Origin of the sequence: Rhodoferax koreense (assembly GCF_001955695.1) — a bacterium.
Taxonomy (GTDB): domain Bacteria; phylum Pseudomonadota; class Gammaproteobacteria; order Burkholderiales; family Burkholderiaceae_C; genus Rhodoferax_B; species Rhodoferax_B koreensis.
The window spans coordinates 4,910,246-4,927,348 of record NZ_CP019236.1 but is presented as its reverse complement, the minus strand read 5'-3'; the positions used below and the strand labels follow the sequence as shown (position 1 = coordinate 4,927,348).

Annotated in this window: 17 protein-coding genes; 16 read left to right on the top strand and 1 reads right to left on the bottom strand. The window is 68.1% G+C overall.

Going from position 1 to position 17,103, the window contains the following annotated elements:
- The first annotated feature begins 19 nt into the window (after positions 1–19).
- The 8 genes from RD110_RS22835 to RD110_RS22800 all read left to right on the top strand — a co-directional run bounded on the left by RD110_RS22835 (position 20) and on the right by RD110_RS22800 (position 8,101).
- Positions 20–949: a carbohydrate ABC transporter permease gene (locus RD110_RS22835; RefSeq protein WP_076202228.1), complete on the top strand. Its 930-nt coding sequence runs from the start codon at positions 20–22 to the stop codon at positions 947–949.
- A complete protein-coding gene (locus RD110_RS22830) occupies positions 946–1,779 on the top strand; it encodes a carbohydrate ABC transporter permease (protein WP_076202226.1) in 834 nt (277 codons plus the stop codon). The genes RD110_RS22835 and RD110_RS22830 overlap by 4 nt, the downstream gene beginning before the upstream one ends.
- A gap of 21 nt (positions 1,780–1,800) precedes the next feature.
- On the top strand, positions 1,801–2,973 hold the full coding sequence (locus RD110_RS22825; RefSeq protein WP_076202225.1) for an ABC transporter ATP-binding protein: 1,173 nt from the start codon (positions 1,801–1,803) through the stop codon (positions 2,971–2,973).
- 46 nt (positions 2,974–3,019) lie between these two features.
- Entirely contained in the window at positions 3,020–4,006 is a 987-nt protein-coding gene (locus tag RD110_RS22820) for a 2-hydroxyacid dehydrogenase (protein WP_076202223.1), read from the top strand.
- A 43-nt stretch (positions 4,007–4,049) separates the two neighbouring features.
- Positions 4,050–5,105, top strand: a complete 1,056-nt coding sequence (locus RD110_RS22815; RefSeq protein ID WP_076202222.1) for an L-idonate 5-dehydrogenase — start codon at positions 4,050–4,052, stop codon at positions 5,103–5,105.
- On the top strand, positions 5,098–5,934 hold the full coding sequence (locus RD110_RS22810) for a fumarylacetoacetate hydrolase family protein (protein ID WP_239467103.1): 837 nt from the start codon (positions 5,098–5,100) through the stop codon (positions 5,932–5,934). Before RD110_RS22815 ends, RD110_RS22810 begins: the two co-directional genes overlap by 8 nt.
- Before the next feature lie 61 nt (positions 5,935–5,995).
- The gene (locus tag RD110_RS22805; RefSeq protein ID WP_076205515.1) at positions 5,996–6,763 is read left to right on the top strand and encodes an SDR family oxidoreductase; all 768 of its coding nucleotides are present in this window, start codon (positions 5,996–5,998) and stop codon (positions 6,761–6,763) included.
- Between the two features lie 90 nt (positions 6,764–6,853).
- A complete protein-coding gene (locus RD110_RS22800) occupies positions 6,854–8,101 on the top strand; it encodes an enolase C-terminal domain-like protein (RefSeq protein ID WP_076202219.1) in 1,248 nt (415 codons plus the stop codon).
- A gap of 34 nt (positions 8,102–8,135) precedes the next feature.
- Here RD110_RS22800 and RD110_RS22795 read toward each other — a convergent pair whose 3' ends face one another.
- Positions 8,136–9,044, bottom strand: coding sequence for a LysR family transcriptional regulator (locus RD110_RS22795; protein ID WP_076202217.1), 909 nt, complete (start codon positions 9,042–9,044; stop codon positions 8,136–8,138).
- A 107-nt stretch (positions 9,045–9,151) separates the two neighbouring features.
- On the opposite strand from RD110_RS22795, the gene RD110_RS22790 reads away from it, so the two are divergent.
- From RD110_RS22790 to RD110_RS22755, 8 genes are read left to right on the top strand one after another with little or no spacing between them, the layout of a single operon-like run.
- Positions 9,152–10,249 (top strand): amidohydrolase family protein, encoded by a 1,098-nt coding sequence (locus RD110_RS22790; RefSeq protein WP_239467102.1) that lies wholly within the window; start codon positions 9,152–9,154, stop codon positions 10,247–10,249.
- A complete protein-coding gene (locus tag RD110_RS22785; RefSeq protein ID WP_076202216.1) occupies positions 10,246–11,160 on the top strand; it encodes a VOC family protein in 915 nt (304 codons plus the stop codon). The genes RD110_RS22790 and RD110_RS22785 overlap by 4 nt, the downstream gene beginning before the upstream one ends.
- A gap of 40 nt (positions 11,161–11,200) precedes the next feature.
- Complete coding sequence (locus RD110_RS22780) at positions 11,201–12,064, top strand: fumarylacetoacetate hydrolase family protein (RefSeq protein WP_076202214.1); 864 nt, start codon at positions 11,201–11,203, stop codon at positions 12,062–12,064.
- A 4-nt stretch (positions 12,065–12,068) separates the two neighbouring features.
- On the top strand, positions 12,069–13,625 hold the full coding sequence (locus RD110_RS22775; RefSeq protein WP_076202213.1) for a bifunctional 3-(3-hydroxy-phenyl)propionate/3-hydroxycinnamic acid hydroxylase: 1,557 nt from the start codon (positions 12,069–12,071) through the stop codon (positions 13,623–13,625).
- A 23-nt stretch (positions 13,626–13,648) separates the two neighbouring features.
- Positions 13,649–14,623: a Bug family tripartite tricarboxylate transporter substrate binding protein gene (locus tag RD110_RS22770; RefSeq protein WP_083686487.1), complete on the top strand. Its 975-nt coding sequence runs from the start codon at positions 13,649–13,651 to the stop codon at positions 14,621–14,623.
- A gap of 13 nt (positions 14,624–14,636) precedes the next feature.
- Positions 14,637–15,659: a Bug family tripartite tricarboxylate transporter substrate binding protein gene (locus RD110_RS22765; protein WP_083686485.1), complete on the top strand. Its 1,023-nt coding sequence runs from the start codon at positions 14,637–14,639 to the stop codon at positions 15,657–15,659.
- A 51-nt stretch (positions 15,660–15,710) separates the two neighbouring features.
- Complete coding sequence (locus tag RD110_RS22760) at positions 15,711–16,136, top strand: GlcG/HbpS family heme-binding protein (protein ID WP_157900306.1); 426 nt, start codon at positions 15,711–15,713, stop codon at positions 16,134–16,136.
- 52 nt (positions 16,137–16,188) lie between these two features.
- Positions 16,189–17,100, top strand: coding sequence for a tripartite tricarboxylate transporter substrate binding protein (locus RD110_RS22755; protein ID WP_083686483.1), 912 nt, complete (start codon positions 16,189–16,191; stop codon positions 17,098–17,100).
- The last annotated feature ends 3 nt before the right edge of the window (positions 17,101–17,103 follow it).

Here is a 17,103-nt window from a genome sequence, read left to right as displayed (position 1 = left end):
CCAGCCCTTCGGAGCCCGCATGCAAGCCACCTCCAAAGCGGCGCGCCCCCTGGCGCCGCGCCAGCCTGGGCGCGACTGGACACCGTACTGGTTCGCCGCGCCAGTGGCGATCTACCTGCTGCTGTTCCAGGGCTATCCCCTGGCGCAGGAGCTCTACCTGAGCTTCACGTCGACCTCCCTGCTGTCGCCCGATCAGCACACCTACGTTGGCCTGCAGAACTACGTCGATCTGGTGACACAGGATGAGTTTCGCCATGTGCTGCTGATCACCGCCGTCTACACCGTCGTCTGCGTGGTGCTGGCGATCGGCCTGGGCCTGGGCGCCGCCCTGCTGCTCGATGCGCCTTTCCGGGGGCGCGGGCTGGCACGGGCGCTGGTGACCATTCCATGGGCGGCACCGCCGGTGGCGGTGGCGCTGATCTTCATCTGGATCTACAACGGACAGTACGGCGTGTTCAACCACCTGCTGGCGGTGTTCGGCTGGAAGGGTGGCATGGAGAGCTGGCTCGACAGCCCCGCGCTGGCCCTGCCCGCGGTGCTGCTCACCACCGTGTGGCAGATCTTTCCCTTCGCCTCGGTGGTGATCCTGGCGGCCCTCCAGGGTGTCTCGTCGGAGTTGCGCGAGGTCGCCATCATCGATGGTGCCGACCGTCTCAGCGTGTTCCGCGCGGTCGTCTGGCCGACCATCCAGCCCTCGGTCGCCTTGTTGTCGCTGTTCCTGACGATCTGGTCGCTGCGGCGCTTCGACCTGATCTGGTTGATGACCCAGGGCGGGCCCATCGGCTCCACGAACACCCTGGTGATCGAGCTTTACCGCCGGGCTTTCGTCTACCGGGACCTGGGGCAGGGCGCCGCCGTGGGCATGGTGGGCCTGTCGATCGCCTTGGTCATCACCGTCTTCTATTTCCGCTACAACCAGCGCGCCGAACGCGCCAAAGGGCAGCGATGAACCAGACCTTGTCCTGGTCCCACGGCCTGCGCATTGCACTGGTGCTGGCGCTGCTGGGCGTGGCGGCCTTCCCGATCTACTGGATGCTGGTGACTTCGCTCACATCGTCGCCCGACCTGTTCGCCGCGAAGCCGCATCTGCTGCCGGATTTCGCGCAGTGGTCGGTCTACGGGCATGCCTTCAGCACCACGGCCGTGGGCACCTGGCTGAAGAACAGCGCCATCGTCGCCTTCGGCACGGCGGCGCTCAGCATCGTCCTGGCGATATTTCCGGCGTACGTGCTGTCGCGCTACCGCCTGCCCGCCGTCGCCATCCTGGGTGTGGCGTTGTTCGTGACGCAGATGCTGCCCGAGGCCATGCTGGTCGTTCCGCTCTACGCGATCTTCGGCGAGCTGGGCCTGCTCAACAGCCTGACGGGCCTGATCCTGGCGAACACCGCGTTCACCGTGCCTGTCATCACCCTGATCCTCAAGGGCGCGGTGGACGGGGTGCCGATCGACATCGAAGAGGCCGCCTGCATCGATGGCTGCACCCGACTGGGCATCGTGCTGACGGTGGTGCTGCCCCTGGTGGCGCCGAGCCTGGCGGCGGCCGCGGTGATCGCGTTCTTCCACGGCTGGAACGAATACGTGTTCGCGCAGACGCTGATCAGCGACCAGGGCCTGCAGACCGCCTCCGTGGGCCTGGCCGGCTTCGTGGGTGAGCTCAGCACGCCCATGCATACGGTGATGGCCATTGGCCTCATGTACACCTTGCCGGCCGTCGTTTTCTATCTTTTTGTTCAGCGCTACGTGGTGTCCGGCATGACCGCCGGCAGCGTCAAAGGCTGATCCGTTCGCGAGCATTGCACCATGGCATCCATCTCTCTTCAGGGCGTGACCAAGATCTTCGGCGGCAAGAAGGCCGCCAACGAGATTTCCTTCGACGTCGCCGACCGCGAATTCCTCGTGCTGCTCGGCCCCTCGGGTTGCGGCAAATCCACGCTGCTGCGCATGCTGGCGGGCCTGGAGCAAGTCACCAGCGGCGAGATCCATGTCGGCCCGCGGCGCGTGGACACCCTGCCGCCCAGCGACCGCGACATGGCCTTCGTGTTCCAGTCGTACGCGCTCTACCCGCACATGACGGTGCGCCGCAACATCACGTTTCCGCTGATCATGCGCGAGCATCGTTGGTGGTTCCACCTGCCGCTGGTGGGCGGCCTGGCCAAGCGGCGCATTGAAAGATCGGCCGCCGTGCAGGACCTGGTGGCGCGCACCGCCAAGACCCTGGCGCTGACCGAGATGCTGGACCAGTATCCGCGCACGCTCTCGGGCGGCCAGCGGCAGCGGGTGGCGCTTGGGCGGGCGATGGTGCGCCAGCCCGACGTGTTCCTGATGGACGAGCCGCTGTCCAACCTGGACGCCAAGCTGCGCACCTCGATGCGCGCCGAGATCATCAAGCTGCACCGCGAGGTGGGCGGCACTTTCGTCTACGTGACCCACGACCAGATCGAGGCCATGACCATGGGCACCCGGATCGCGTTGATGCGCGACGGCGTGGTGCAGCAGTTCGGCACGCCGCGCGAGATCTACGCGGACCCGGCCAACACCTTCGTCGCGCGCTTCATCGGCACGCCGCCGATGAACCTGATCGAGGCGCGCATCGAGCCGCAACGCGGCCTGGTGCTCGGGAACACCGTGCTGCCGCTGCCGGCGCACCTGGCCGCTTTGGGCGGGCAGGCGCGCGATGTGCTGCTGGGCGTGCGGCCCCACACCATGCAGCTCGGCGCGGGCGGGCTGGCCGGCAAGGTGGCGCTGGTGGAACACGTCGGCGCGGAGTCGATCGTCAGCGTGCAGCTCGAGCATGCCAGGACGGCCCACAACGAGGACGGCGGCAGCGGCTCCGACGTGATGATCGTGGTGCCCGGCTACAGCGACCTGCGCACCGGCCAGCCGGTGCAGGTCGTCTTGGACCTGGCCGAGGCGGTGCTATTCGAGCGCGGCGGACAGCGCCTGCGCGCGCCCGCATTGCCGCTGGCCGCCTGAACGAAGGGCCACCCCGGTCTTCGCCATCCTTCAACCCGCCAAGAACATGAAAACCATCAAGATCGCATTCCACGGCGAAAACGCCGCCAACTTCCGCCAGGGCTTCGAGCACCTGGTCGATGCCCGCCACCAGATCGTCGACCTGAGCGACGCGTTGACGGCGCCGGGCGAGAGCGACCACTACGCCACGGCCGACGTGATCGTGGGCATCCAGCTCAATCGCAGCCTGCCGGAGCCTGCCGAAGTCAAGCTCTTCCACGCGCCGTCGGCCGGCACGGACGCCATCGACACCAGCCTGTTGCCGTCCGGCGCGGTGCTGTGCAATTGCTTCGGGCATGAAGACGCCATCGCCGAATACGTGATGACCGCACTGCTGCAGCGCCACGTGCCGCTCGCCCAGGCGGATGCGGACCTGCGCCAGCAGCGCTGGACTTTCTGGGCCGGCCGCCCGAGCGCATTGCGCAGCGAACTCGGTGCGCAGACGCTGGGCCTGCTCGGCTTCGGCCACATCTCGCAGGCCATCCTGGCCCGCGCCAAGGCGTTCGGCATGCGCGTGACGGTGGCCAACCGCAGCCCGGTGCACGATGCCCGTGTCGCCCGGCAGTACGGCCTGGACCAGTTGCCGGAATTCATGGCCTCGGCGGACGCGATCGTGGTGTCGCTGCCGCTGACGTCGCAGACCAAGGGCATCGTCGGTGCCGAAGCGCTGGCCGCGATGCGTTCGGACGCCGTGCTCCTGAATGTTGGCCGCGGCCCGGTGATCGACGAGCAGGCGCTGTTCGACGTGCTGGCCCAGCGCCGCATTGGCGGCGCCATCATCGACACCTGGTACCAATACCCGACCCCGACACAGCCGGAATGCCCGCCTTCGCGCCTGGATTTCGCCTCCTTGCCCAACCTGTTGATGACGCCGCACATGTCGGGCTGGACGTCGGGCACCGTCCGACGCCGCCAGGAAACGATGGCGGACAACATCCGCCGCTGGCTGGACGGACAGGCCCTGGTCAATGTGCTGCACGGGGCATCGAAGTGAGGCGCGCGGCGCGCCATCAACCGAACACAGGAAAAGGAACGTCATGAGCGAGCGTTATCTGGCCTTGGTGCTCCACGCACCCACCGACCTGCGCCTGGACGAGCGCGAAGTCGGCCCCATCGGCCCCGGGCAGGTGATGGTGCGCGTGGGCATGGGCGGCATCTGCGGCTCCGACCTGCACTACTTCCACCACGGCGGCTTCGGCGCCATCCGCGTGAAGGAGCCGATGGCGCTCGGGCACGAGGTGGCCGGCACGGTGAGTGCCGTGGCCGCGGATGTCACCACGCTGAAGGTGGGCGACCGGGTGGCCGTGAACCCGAGCCTGCCCTGCGGGCGTTGCCAGTATTGCCTGGAAGGCCTGCCCAACCAGTGCACGGACATGCGCTACTTCGGCAGCGCCATGCGCACGCCGCACGTCCAGGGCGCATTTCGCAACCTGCTGGTCTGCGAGGCCATCCAGTGCGAGCCCATCGGTGCGGACACGCCGATGGCGCTGGCTTCGCTGGCCGAACCGTTTGCCGTCGGACTGCACGCGGTGTCGCGTGCGGGCTCGCTGCTGGGCAAACGCGTGCTGGTCTCCGGCTGCGGTCCCATCGGCGCGATGGTGGTGGCCGCGGCGCGGCTGCATGGTGCGGCCGAGATCATCGCCACGGACGTGGTCGACGCGCCGCTGAAAGTGGTGCGGGCCATGGGGGCCGACAAGACGCACAACGTCGCCAGCGAACCGGACTGGACGCAGCCCTATGCGCGCAACAAGGGCCAGATCGACGTGATGTTCGAATGCTCGGGCAACGAGCGGGCGCTGCGCAGCGGCCTGGACGCCATGCGCCCGCGCGGCGTCGTGGTGCAGCTCGGCCTGGGCGGCGATGTCAGCGTTCCGCAGAACGTGATCGTGGCCAAGGAGCTGCTGATGATGGGCTCCTTCCGCTTCCATGCCGAATTCGCACTGGCGGTGCGTTTGATCAACGACAAGCGCGTGGACCTGGCGCCGGTCATCACGCGCGCCTTCGGCATGAAGCACGCGGTCGAGGCCTTCGAGCTGGCCAGCGACCGCCAGCGGGCCATGAAGGTACTGATCGACTTTGGCAGCGATGTCTGAGAAACACATGCACACCCTGATCTCGGAATGCCAGGACGATGCGGCCGTCCAACGTGTGGCGCAGGTCCTGGTCGGCGCACGCCGCAGTGGCCAGCCTGTTACCTCGTCCGGTCTGGAACAAGCCTTGCACAAGGAGGAGCAAGCCTATGCCGTGCAGGCGCTCGTGGCGCAAGCGCTGGGATGGTTCGACGAAGGTGCGGCGTACTGGAAGTCCGGCGGGGCGTCGCGGGCGTCGCCTCTGGCGCACGCCGCCTTGCCTGCGGCCGGGGTGCGCCATGCAGGAGCGTCGCTCGACGAGCTGCGCTGGCACACGCCGGCGCTGGAGGCCGAGATCGTCTTGCGTCTCGGCCAGCCGGTGACGCCCGCCCGGGCGCAGCAACTGACGCACGAGGACGCGGCCGGACTGGTGGCGTCCATGGCGGTGGCCATCGAAATCGCGGATTCGCGGTGGGTGGAGGGATTGTCGGCGCCGGCCTGGTTGCGCCTCGCCGACCAGGGCTCCCACGGCGCGTTGCTGATCGGGGAATGGCTGCCGTGGTCGGACCACGATTGGGCGAACCAGGTCTGCGAAGTCGACCTGGATGCGCAGCCGGTGGTGGCCGGCGCGGGACCGCATTCCCTGGGCGACCCGTCGTGGTTGCTGCCCATCTGGCTGCGCCACGCCACGCGCGACGGCCGGACCGTCGCTGCCGGCACGGTGGTCACCACCGGCTCCTGGGTCGGTGCCATTCCCATGCGGCGCTTGCCTTCCGTGGTCGATGTCCAGGTCCGCTTCCCCGGGCTGGGCGAGATCGGCCTTCGCGACGGTGTGGTGCAGGCGCGCCGGTGATGAAGCGCACCCGCGCCAGGCTGGCGCTCCCGATTCGATTTGATCCTTGGAAGAGAACGACATGAACACACTATTTGATTTGACGGGACGCACGGCGCTGATCACCGGCTCCGCCCGAGGCCTCGGTTCTGCATTCGCGCTCGGCCTGGCCGAAGCCGGCGCCAGGGTGATCCTCAACGCCCGCAACGGCGAACAGGTGGCGAAGGCGGTCGAGCAGTTGCGGGCCGCCGGGCACGACGCACAGGGCATGGCATTCGACGTCACGGACGAAGCGGCGGTCGACGCCGGGTTCGACGCCCTGGACGCGCAAGGCGTCGGCGTCGACATCCTGATCAACAATGCCGGTATCCAGCACCGCATGCCCATGGTCGATCTGGCGCTGGCGGACTGGCAGCGTGTCATCGACACCAACCTGACGAGTGCCTTCATCGTCGGCAAGCAGGCGGCCAAGCGCATGATCGCGCGCGGCGGCGGGGGCAAGATCATCAACATCGGCTCGCTCACCAGCGAGGCCGCGCGCGCCACCGTCGCGCCCTACACGGCGGCCAAGGGCGGCATCAAGATGCTGTCGCGCGCCATGGCGGCGGAGTGGGCGGCCCACGGCATCCAGGTGAACACCATCGGCCCGGGTTACATCGAAACCGACATGAACACCGCGCTGATCAACAACCCGGAGTTCGACGCCTGGGTCCGGGCCAGCAACCCCGCCAAGCGCTGGGGCAAGCCCGAGGAACTGATCGGCACGGCCGTCTTCCTTTCATCGCGTGCTTCGGACTACGTCAACGGCCAGATCATCTACGTGGACGGTGGCTGGCTGTCGGTGCTGTAGGCCGGCCCAGCGCGCCGCTACCTCCGGTGCCGGCATTCCTCGATCGATCCATTCCACCCGATTCCACCCCAATTCACAGGCAGCGTTCCCATGGCCACCCTCATCACCGACGTCAAAGTCATCCTCACCGCCCCGGAAGGCATCAACCTGCTCGTGGTCAAGGTGGTCACCAACCAGCCTGGCCTGGTCGGCCTTGGCTGCGCGACCTTCGCCTACCGGCATCTCGCCGTCAAATGCCTGATCGAGGAGTACCTTCGGCCCCTGCTGATCGGCCGTGACGCCGACGCCATCGAGGAACTGTGGCAACTCATGCACCAGAACGCCTACTGGCGCAACGGCCCGATCGAGAACAACGCCATTTCCGGGATCGACATGGCCCTGTGGGACATCAAGGGCAAGCAGGCCAACATGCCGCTGTACCAACTCTTCGGCGGTGCCTGCCGCCAGGGCGTGCCCATCTACCGCCACGCGGATGGCCGGGACATGGAAGAGCTGTGCGACAACATCGCCAAGTACCGCGCGCAAGGCATCACGCACATTCGCTGCCAGAGCGGCGGCTATGGGGGTGGCAAGTTCGGTGCGGCGCCCGCGCTGGCACCCCAGGGCTCGTCCGACGGGATCTACCTGGACAGCCGCAAGTACATGCGGGAGACGCTGAAGATGTTCGATGCGCTGCGCAGCCGCCTGGGCTTCGACGTCGAGCTGTGCCACGACGTGCACGAGCGGCTCAAACCCATCGACGCCATCCGCTTCGCCTGCGAGCTCGAGCCTTACGAACTGTTCTTCCTGGAGGATGCGATTCCCCTGGAAGAGGGCGACTGGCTGCGGCAGATGCGCGCCAAGACCACCACGCCGCTGGCGCAGGGCGAACTCTTCAACCATCCGTTCGAATGGCGGGCGCTGATCGCCGAGCGCCTGATCGACTACATCCGGGTCCACCTCAGCCAGATCGGCGGCATCACGCCCGGGCGCAAGCTGCAGCTCTTCGCCGAGCAATACGGCGTGCGCACGGCATGGCACGGCCCGGGGGACATGTCGCCGCTGGCCCATGCGGCTAACATCCACATCGACCTGGCCGCACGCAATTTCGGCGTCCAGGAATGGTCGGGCACCGAGCCGCCGAACTTTGTGATCCAGGACCTCAAGGGCCCGAAGGAGGCCTTGCTCGACGTGTTCCCCGGCCTGCCCGAATTCCGCAACGGCTTCGTCTACGCCAACGGGAAGCCCGGCCTTGGCGTGGACCTCGACGAAGCCGAGGCCGCCAAATACCCCTGCGAGAACACCGTCACGACCTGGACCCAGACCCGGCTGATGGACGGAACGCTGCAGACGCCGTGAGCGCGTGTGGGCGTTGCTGTGCCCAGGGGCGCGATCAGGCCTGGCCGTGGAACAGCTGCTGGACCAGGCCGCGCAGCCAGACATTGGCCGCGTCCTTCTGAAACCGGCGGTGCCAGAACTGGTGCACCTCGACCACGGGTGACTTGAACGGCGGCTCCACGATGCGGATCTCGCCATGCCGCGCGCAGATGTTGGCCAGGTCCCTCGGCACGGTGGCGATCAGGTCGGAGCTCTCGATGATGGGCAGCAGGCTCATGAAGTGCGACAGCCCCACCGTCACCCGCCTTTCCACACCGCGCTTCTGAAGCGCCTGTTCCAGCAGGTGTTCGCGGCCGTCGGGGCTGACCACCGCATGCGAAGCCGCCAGGTAGGACTTGAGCGTGAGGCGCTCGCCCACCTGCGGATGGTGGGTGCGCACGATGCACACGTAGTCGTTGCGAAACAGCTTCTGCAGGAAGAACCCCGCCTTCTGCAGGTCCGGCAGATAACCGATGGCGAGCTCGGCGGCGCCCGAGGACAGGGCGTCCGCCGCGGCGTGGCGCGACATGGACAGCGTCTGCAGCGTGCAGGACGGCGCCGCCTCGGCGAAGTGGGCCAGGATCCGCGGCAGGAAATGGACTTCCGCAATGTCCGGGGTCACGATGGCGAAACGCTTCTTCGCGGTCGCCGGGTCGAACGCCGAGGCCGGCAGGATGTCCGCCTTGATGGCCTCCACGACGCGCCGCACCGGCTCGGACAGCGCCACGGCGCGCGGCGTGGGCTGCATTCCCGCGGCGGTCTTCACGAAGAGGGGATCGTCGAACAGCAACCGCAACCGTCCCACCGCGGCACTCATCGCCGGCTGGCTCAGGCCGACGGACTCCGCGGCCCGCGTGACGCTGCGTTGCTCGGCCATGGCCGCGAACGCCACCAGCAGGTTCAGATCCACGTCTTTGATATCCATGCCGTGGATTCTATGTATATCGAAAATCCACTTCATAAATCGATCAGGCCTGCCTAAACTGCGCCAACAAGAGCCGGGGCACCGACCCGGATCGACGAGGAGACAAGATGGCTGGTCAGGCGGACGACGGCGCGATGCGCCAGGGCGAAGCACGGTTGCGTGCCCGTTGCGCATGCGGCATCGACGTGCATGCGCATGTCGTGCCCGAGCATTTCCCGCCCTACCTCGGCCGCAAGATGCCGGCGGACTGGCCCGCCACTGCAGCGGCGCCGGCCGTCAACGGACTCTGCCACCGCCATGTGATGATTTCGGGCAGGAATTACCGCACGGTGTCGGAGAAATGCTGGAGCGCCACGCGCCGCCTCGATGACTTCGCCGGCATGGGCCTGTCGCAGCAGGCGATCTCGCCGATGCCCGAGTTGCTGTCCTACTGGATGAGCGCCGAGGACGCCGGCCCGCTGCTGCGGTACCTGAACGAACAGATTGCCGCGATGGTGGCCGAATCGGGCGGGCGGCTCATCGGCATGGGCGCCGTACCGCTGCAGGACATCGACAAGGCCATTGCCGAGCTGAGGTACGTGACACAGACCCTGGGCTTCGCGGGCGTGGAGATCGGCAGCAACGTCAACGGCACGCCGATCGGCGACCCGAGATTCCTTCCTTTCTTCGAGGCGTGCGAAGCGCTGGACGCGGCGGTCTTCGTGCATGCGTTGAAGCCCGCCGGCATGGACCGACTGGTGGGGCCGGCACCCCTGCAGCAGGTGCTGGCCTACCCGACCGAGGTGGGCCTGGCCGCCGCCTCGGTGATCACCGGCAATCTCCTGGTCCATCGGCCGCGGCTGCGCATCGCGTTCAGCCACGGCGGCGGCACGCTGGCCTCGCTGCTGCCGCGGCTGCACAAGGGATGGGGCGTATTCCCCGCGGTGCGCGACCAGTTGCAGCGCGACCCCATCGAGCAGGCCCGCCAGCTGTTCTACGACACGCTGGTCTTCGATCCGCTGACGCTGCGGCATCTCGCCGCGCAGTTCGGTTCTTCGCAGCTGATGGCGGGCACCGACTACCCCTTCAATTTCCACGATGCGGCGCCGCTGGCCCACATCGAGGCGGCTTTCGACGACGTGGCCACGGTGGCCGCGCTGGCCCACGGCAATGCGCGGCGCTTCCTGGCCCGCGCCTTCACCTCTCTTGAAAAGGAAACGACATGACATCGCCCTGGATCGGCGGACTGCGCAGCGTGGCCCTGAATGTGCCCGACCTGGCGCGCGCCGAGGATTTCTACACCCGCGTCTGGCATCTCGACGTCGCGGCACGCGAGGCCGGCGCGCTCTACCTGCGGGGCACCGGCGCCGACCACCATCTGCTCGCGCTGCACCAGGGCGGCCCGTCCGTCGAGATCCGGCAGGTCACCCTGAGGGCGCGCAACCCGGCGGCGCTCGACGCCATCGCGCTGGCCGCCGTTGCAGCCGGTGGCCGTGTGGCAAAGCCGCTGGCTGCGCTGGCAGAGCCTGCCGGCGGCATCGGCCTGACCATCCGCGACGCGGCGGGGCGGCTGATCCAGGTCGTGCATGGCGACGCGCAGCATGCCGATGCACACGAGGCCAAGGACCGGCCGATCCGCCTGGCGCATGCGGTGCTCAACAGCCACGACGTCGAAGCCACGCGGCGCTTCTTCGAGCAGGCGCTCGGGTTCACGCTGGCGGATCGCACCCGGATCATGGCCTTCCTCAATTGCGCCAGCGACCACCACAGCATCGCCCTGGGCGACACCGACAACGACGCGTTGAACCACATCGCCTTCGTGATGCCCGATCTCGAATCCGTCATGCGCGGAGGAGGGCGCATGCGCGACGCCGGCCACGAGATCGAATGGGGACCGGGCCGGCACGGGCCCGGCGACAACGCCTTCAACTACTTCATCGGGCCGTTTGGCGAAGTCATCGAATACACCGCGGAAGTGGAGCAGATCGACGACAGCTACAAGGCGGGAGGGCCCGATGACTGGCAGTGGCCGCCCGGCCGCGTCGACCAGTGGGGCATTTCCCAGCCGCCTTCGCCCCGGCTCAAGGCAGCGCAAAGGCAGGTCTTTTTCGTGCAGACACCCGCCGCGGCCGGCTGACCGCCGTCGCGATTTTTTCCGACCTTCACCCTCGACAACCATGAAATTCACGACTTTCCTCCAAGATGGCCAGGCCCGGTTGGGCGTGGTCGACGGCGATGCCGTCATCGATTTGAACCGGGCGCAACCGGATGTGCCTGCGGGCCTGCGCGAGGCCTTGCGTGCGGGTGTTGACCTGCAGGCCGCCGGCGCCCGCGCGATCGCGTCCGGCGCCCCACGCGCGGCCATGGCCGGCCTCACGTTGGCGCCGCTGGTGCCTGAGCCCGGCAAGGTCATCTGCCTCGGGCTCAACTACTTCGACCATGCCAAGGAAGGCGGCCGCGAGAAGCCGGAATACCCGTGGTTCTTCTACCGCGGCGCCACGTCGTTGATCGCGCATGGGCAAGCCGGCATCCTGCCCAAGGTGTCCGCCAAGTTCGACTACGAGGCGGAACTCGCCCTGGTGATCGGCCGGCGCGTGCCACGCCACGTGGCCCAGGCCGATGCGCCGGCCTATGTCTTCGGCTACACCTGCTTCAACGACATGTCGGTGCGCGACTACCAGAAGCGCACGCCGCAATGGACCATCGGCAAGAACTTCGACGGCACGGGCGGCTTCGGCCCGGTGCTGGTCACGGCCGACGCTATGCCGCCGGCGGCGGTGGGGCTGAAGATCGAAGGACGCCTGAACGGCGAGGTCATGCAGAGCGCCAACACGGCCGACATGATCTGGGGCGTGGCCGAGACCATCTCGCTGCTGAGCGACGTGCTCACGCTGGAGCCCGGCGACGTGATCGTCATGGGCACGCCGGCCGGCGTCGGCCAGGCCCGCACCCCGCCGGTCTGGATGAAGGCGGGCGACAGTTTCGAGGTCGAGATCGAAGGCATCGGCCGGCTGGTCAACCCGATCCGCGCCGAGGACTGAAACCATGGTTTCCAGCACAGAACGCGGCCTCTACGACGTCGCGGTGGTCGGCTTCGGCCCGTCGGGCGCGGTGGCGGCCGGCCTGCTCTCCGGCATGGGCCTGACGGTGTATGTCTGCGACCGGCTCAAGGACGTCTACGACAAGCCGCGCGCGATCGCCATCGACCACGAAGTCCTGCGCGTCTTCCAGCAGTTGGGCGTGGTGGATGCGGTGGCCGGGTACGTGGAGCCTTTCACGCCGTCCGAGTACTACGGCGTGGACGGCCAGTTGATCAAGCGGCTGACCATGGTCGAGCCGCCTTACCCGCTCGGCTACACGCCGTCGAACGTTTTCACCCAGCCACCGGTCGAGGCCATCCTGCGCGAGCACGTGCGCAAGGCGGAAACGGCGCGGGTCGAACTCGGCGTCCATGTGATCGACCTGTTCCAGGACGCGGACGCGGTGACCCTGAAGGTGCGCGGGGAAGACGGGGAGGAAGGCCAGGTCCGCGCGCGCTACGTGGTGGCCTGCGACGGTGCCTCCAGCACTGTTCGGGACCTGGTCGGCCTGAAGCTGGAAGACCTCGAATTCGACGAGCCGTGGCTGGTGGTCGACGTGCTGGCGAATGCGCAAGGCCTGGCCAAGCTGCCGAAGACCAGCGTCCAGTACTGCGAGCCCGGGCGGCCCTGTACGCTGGTCATCGGCCCCGGCAACCACCGCCGTTGGGAGATCTCGCTCAAGGCCGGGGAAGACCCGAAGAAGTTCGCCGAGCCCGCGGAAATCTGGAAGCTGCTGGCGCGCTGGCTCACGCCGGAAGACGGCGTGTTGTGGCGGCAGGCCAGCTACCGCTTCCATGCGCTGGTCGCCGAGCGGTGGCGGCACGGCCGGGTCTTCATCGCCGGCGACGCCGCGCACCAGCAGCCGCCCTTTCTGGGGCAGGGCATGTGCCAGGGCGTGCGGGACGTGGCCAATCTGAGCTGGAAGCTCGCTTCGGTCATCCATGGAGAAGTGCATGGCGCAGCGGCCGAAATGCTGCTCGATTCGTATGCGGAGGAACGTAGGGCCCACGTGTGCCAGCTCACCAGCCGCATCAAGGGCATCGGCGCGGTGATCGGTGAGCGCGACGAACACAGGGCCCGGGAGCGCGATGCGCGCATGCTGGCCGAATGCGGCGGTGTCGTGCGCGACATGCCGCGCCAGGACGTCATCCCGGGCCTGGAGGCCGGGCTGCTTTCGCCTTCCGCCCACGCGGCCAATGGCCGCATCTTTCCGCAGCCGTGGATCGCCATCGGTGGAGACCGCGTGCGCTTCGATGCCCTGGCCGGCAACGGCTGGTGGCTGGTCCTGGCCGAGGAGGCGCCCGGCGCCGATGCTGTGGCACGGGCCGCATCGCCCGCCTGGCTGAAGACGCTGCAGATGGGGCCCGATCTGCGCGAGGCGGACGGGGTCGTCGCTGCGTGGTTCCAGCAGCATGGCTGCGTGGCCGCAGTGGTCCGGCCCGACCGCTACGTCTACGGCGTGGCCGCCAATGCCGCCGAGCTGCAGGCCCTGCTGACCGCGCTCGGTGCGCTGCTGAACTAGAAAAACAACCAACGGAGACAGACATGCAAAGAAGAACCTTCCAACTCGGCCTGGCCGGCGCGGCGTTGCTGCAAGCCAGACTCGCCGCCGCGCAGGACGCCTGGCCGAGCAAGCCGATCAAGATGATCCTGTCCCAGCCCGCGGGCTCGGGGCCGGACAACGTGGCCCGCCTGCTGGGCGATGGCCTGGGCCATGCGCTCGGGCAGCCGCTGGTCATCGACAACAAGCCCGGTGGCCAGAACCTGATCGGCGCGCAGTCGGCCGCGCGTGCACCGGCGGATGGCTACACCCTGTATTTCGCAACCACCGCCGCCCTGGTGACGAACAGCTATCTGTTCAAGACGCTGCCGTACGACCCTCTCAAGGATTTCGTGCCCGTCGCCTTCGTCGCCAACAGTCCGTTCGCCGTCCTGGTGCGGGCCGATTCCAACATCGCCTCGCTGCCCGATCTGGTGGCGCAGAGTCAGCGCGATCCGGGCAAGCTCTCCATCGCCAACGAAGGCCCGCGCACCTTCGGCGGCATGATCGCGCGCCTCATCAATGCCCGCGCCAAGGCCCAGGCGAACCTGGTGTCCTACAGCTCGGTGGGGGTGGCGCTGCAGGACATCATCGGTGGCCACGCGCAGGCGGTGGTGGCCGATCTGGCCTCGAGTTCCCAGTTGGCCAAACAGGGACGGCTCCGCGTGCTGGCCGTCACCTCGTCCAAACGCGTGCCGGGCTGGGAGCAGGTGCCCACGGCGGCCGAATACCTGCCGGGCGTGGAGATGACGGGCTGGATGGCCGTGGTCGCACCGACCGGCACCGCGGCCACCACCGTGACGCGGTTGAACGCGGAGATCAACAGGCTGCTGGCGCTGCCGGCCAACGCCGAAAAGATCCTGGCCGTCGGCCCCATTCCGTCGCCCGGTGGCTCGCCGAAGGATTTCGAGGCCTTCCTGCTGGAAGAGCACAAGCGGCTGGCGCAGATCGTCGGCGAAATCGGCCTGCTGCCGGAATGAGGAGCGATCTCTCATGAGGACACGCACGATCCACAGCGCGCAGCCTTCGCCGGGCCGCCGGCAGTGGCTGCGCATCGCCGCCTCGATGGCCGCATTGGTGACGCTGGGCCAGCGCGCCGGCATGGCCCTGGCCCAGACGCCTTACCCTGCGCGGCCGGTCAGGCTGATCGTGCCCAACGCCGCGGGCAGCTCCGTGGACACCATCGGCCGCATCACCGCCAACCAGCTCGCGGTGGCTCTGCAACAGCCCGTGGTGGTCGACAACCGCGCGGGCGCCGCCGGCGCCATCGGTGTCGATGTGACGCGCGCGGCGCCGGCGGACGGCTACACCCTGATGATCGCCTCCAGCAGCGCCATCAGCGTGGCGCCACTGCTGCAGAAGGCGGTGAGCTACGACCCGTTGAGGGATTTCGAGTTCATTTCGCTGATGGCGGTGCTGCCGAACGTCCTCGTCTGCCATCCGGCTTTGCCGGTGCACACGCCGGCCGAGCTGATCAGCTTTGCCAAGGCCCGCGGCGGCCGGACGCACATGGCCTCGGCCGGGATCGGTTCGGTCAGCCATCTGGCCGGCGTCGCGCTGCAGAACGCGGGGGGATTCGAATCGCTGCACGTGCCCTACAAGGGCGGCAGCCAGGGCGTGGCCTCGGTGGTCTCCGGCGAGACGGATTGGGTGCTGACGCCGGCGCCCGCGGCGCTCGGGCTGGTCGGGGCCGGCAGGCTCAGGCTCCTGGGGCACAGCATGGGACGCGATGCGCATCCACTGCCGAACGTGCCTTCCATCGCAGAAACGCTGCCGGGTTTCGAATTCGCCAGCTGGATCGGGCTGATGGGGCCGAAGGGACTGCCGGCCTCCATCGTGGAAAGCCTTCGTACCGCGCTCGCCACGGCCCTGCAGCAGCCCGCAGTGCGAGAAGCCTTCGAAGCCAACGGCGCCGTGCCCGCACCCAGCACGCCACAGGAATTCCGCAGCCACCTGGTGCGCGACATCGAGATCAACCGCAAGGCGATCCAGTCCGCAGGCATCAAGCCCGAATAGCCGCGCGGCGCGGCAAGACGCTTTCCAACCACTTCACCCGAGGACCACCCCGTGCCCCATCTGACGCTCGATCAGGCGAATCAAATCATCCAGGCCGCACTGGCCCGCGCCAGGGAGGCCGGCTACAAGCCCATGGCGGTCGCCGTGCTCGACGACGCCGGCCAGTTGAAGGCTTTCCAGCGAGAGGACGGCGCCAGCATGTTCCGCTTCGACGTGGCCCGGGCCAAGGCCTGGGGCGCGGTCGGCATGGGCGCCTCCAGTCGTGTGCTCGCGGAGCGCGCCAAGGGCAACCCCAACTTCTTCGTGTCGCTGGCGGCGACGGCCGAAGGCAAGTTCCTGGCACAGCCGGGCGCCGTTCTCATCGTCGACGCGGCGGGCGCCCTGCTCGGAGCCGTCGGTGCCAGTGGCGGCAGCGGTGACGAGGACGAGGAAATCTGCACCGCAGGCGTTCGGGCCGCGGGGCTGTCGACGGGTTGATCCACCACAGCCCTCCGCGTCCACCAGACCTTCAACCCAGAGAGACAAAAGCATGGAAAAACTACCCCCGAAGATCCGGATGGTGCTGCCCTACGTGGCCGGCGGCGGCAGCGACCAGCGCGCGCGCCTGACCGCCAGGTATCTGGCGCGCCACCTCGAGCGCGAAGTCACCGTGGAAAACCTCACCGGCGCGGTGAAGGGCCACACCGCCATCGCGTCAGCTGTGCCGGACGGCGCGACGATCGGCATGATCACCGGCGAGATCGGCATGATGCACTGGCACGAGGGCGTCACGGAACTGACGCCGGCGGACTACACACCGCTGGCTGTGCCCTTCGTGGAGTCGGCCGCGGTCATCGTCAAGGCCGATGCGCCTTTTCGCAACCTGGCGGAGTTCCTGGCGCATGGCCGGCAGGGGCCCATCGTCGGCTCCGGCGGGCCGGACTTCAGCGTCTGGAAGTTCGCGCTGGTCGGCCTGCTGCACGCGGCCGGCATCCCCACCAGCCATGTGCGCTACATCGAAACCTACAGCGGCGAACAGGGCCTGCAAAAGGTGCTGGAAGGCCAGGCGCTGGTGGCACCGATCACCATGACCGATGCACGCGGCCCCCTGCGCGCCGGCCAGGCCCGTGCGCTGGCCACGATGGAAGACACACGGCATGCGGCCTTCCCCGAGGTGCCCACTGTGCACGAAGCCTCGGGCCTTTCCTGGTCGGTCGCCCACTGGCGCGGGGTGGTTGCGCCGCGTGGCCTGTCGCCGGACTTCACGGGCCAGTTCATCGACGCATTGCGCAAGGTGGCGGCCGACCCCGACTTTGTTCGCGAGGCCGCCGCCAGTTCGTTCACGGTGCGCTGGCGCGACGGCGACGCGTTCGCGGCCTACATGGCCGAGGACGATGCCCGCTTCGGCGAAATCATCCGGCTGCTGGGCACGACGGCCGGCAGTGCCACCGGGCTGTACTGAATC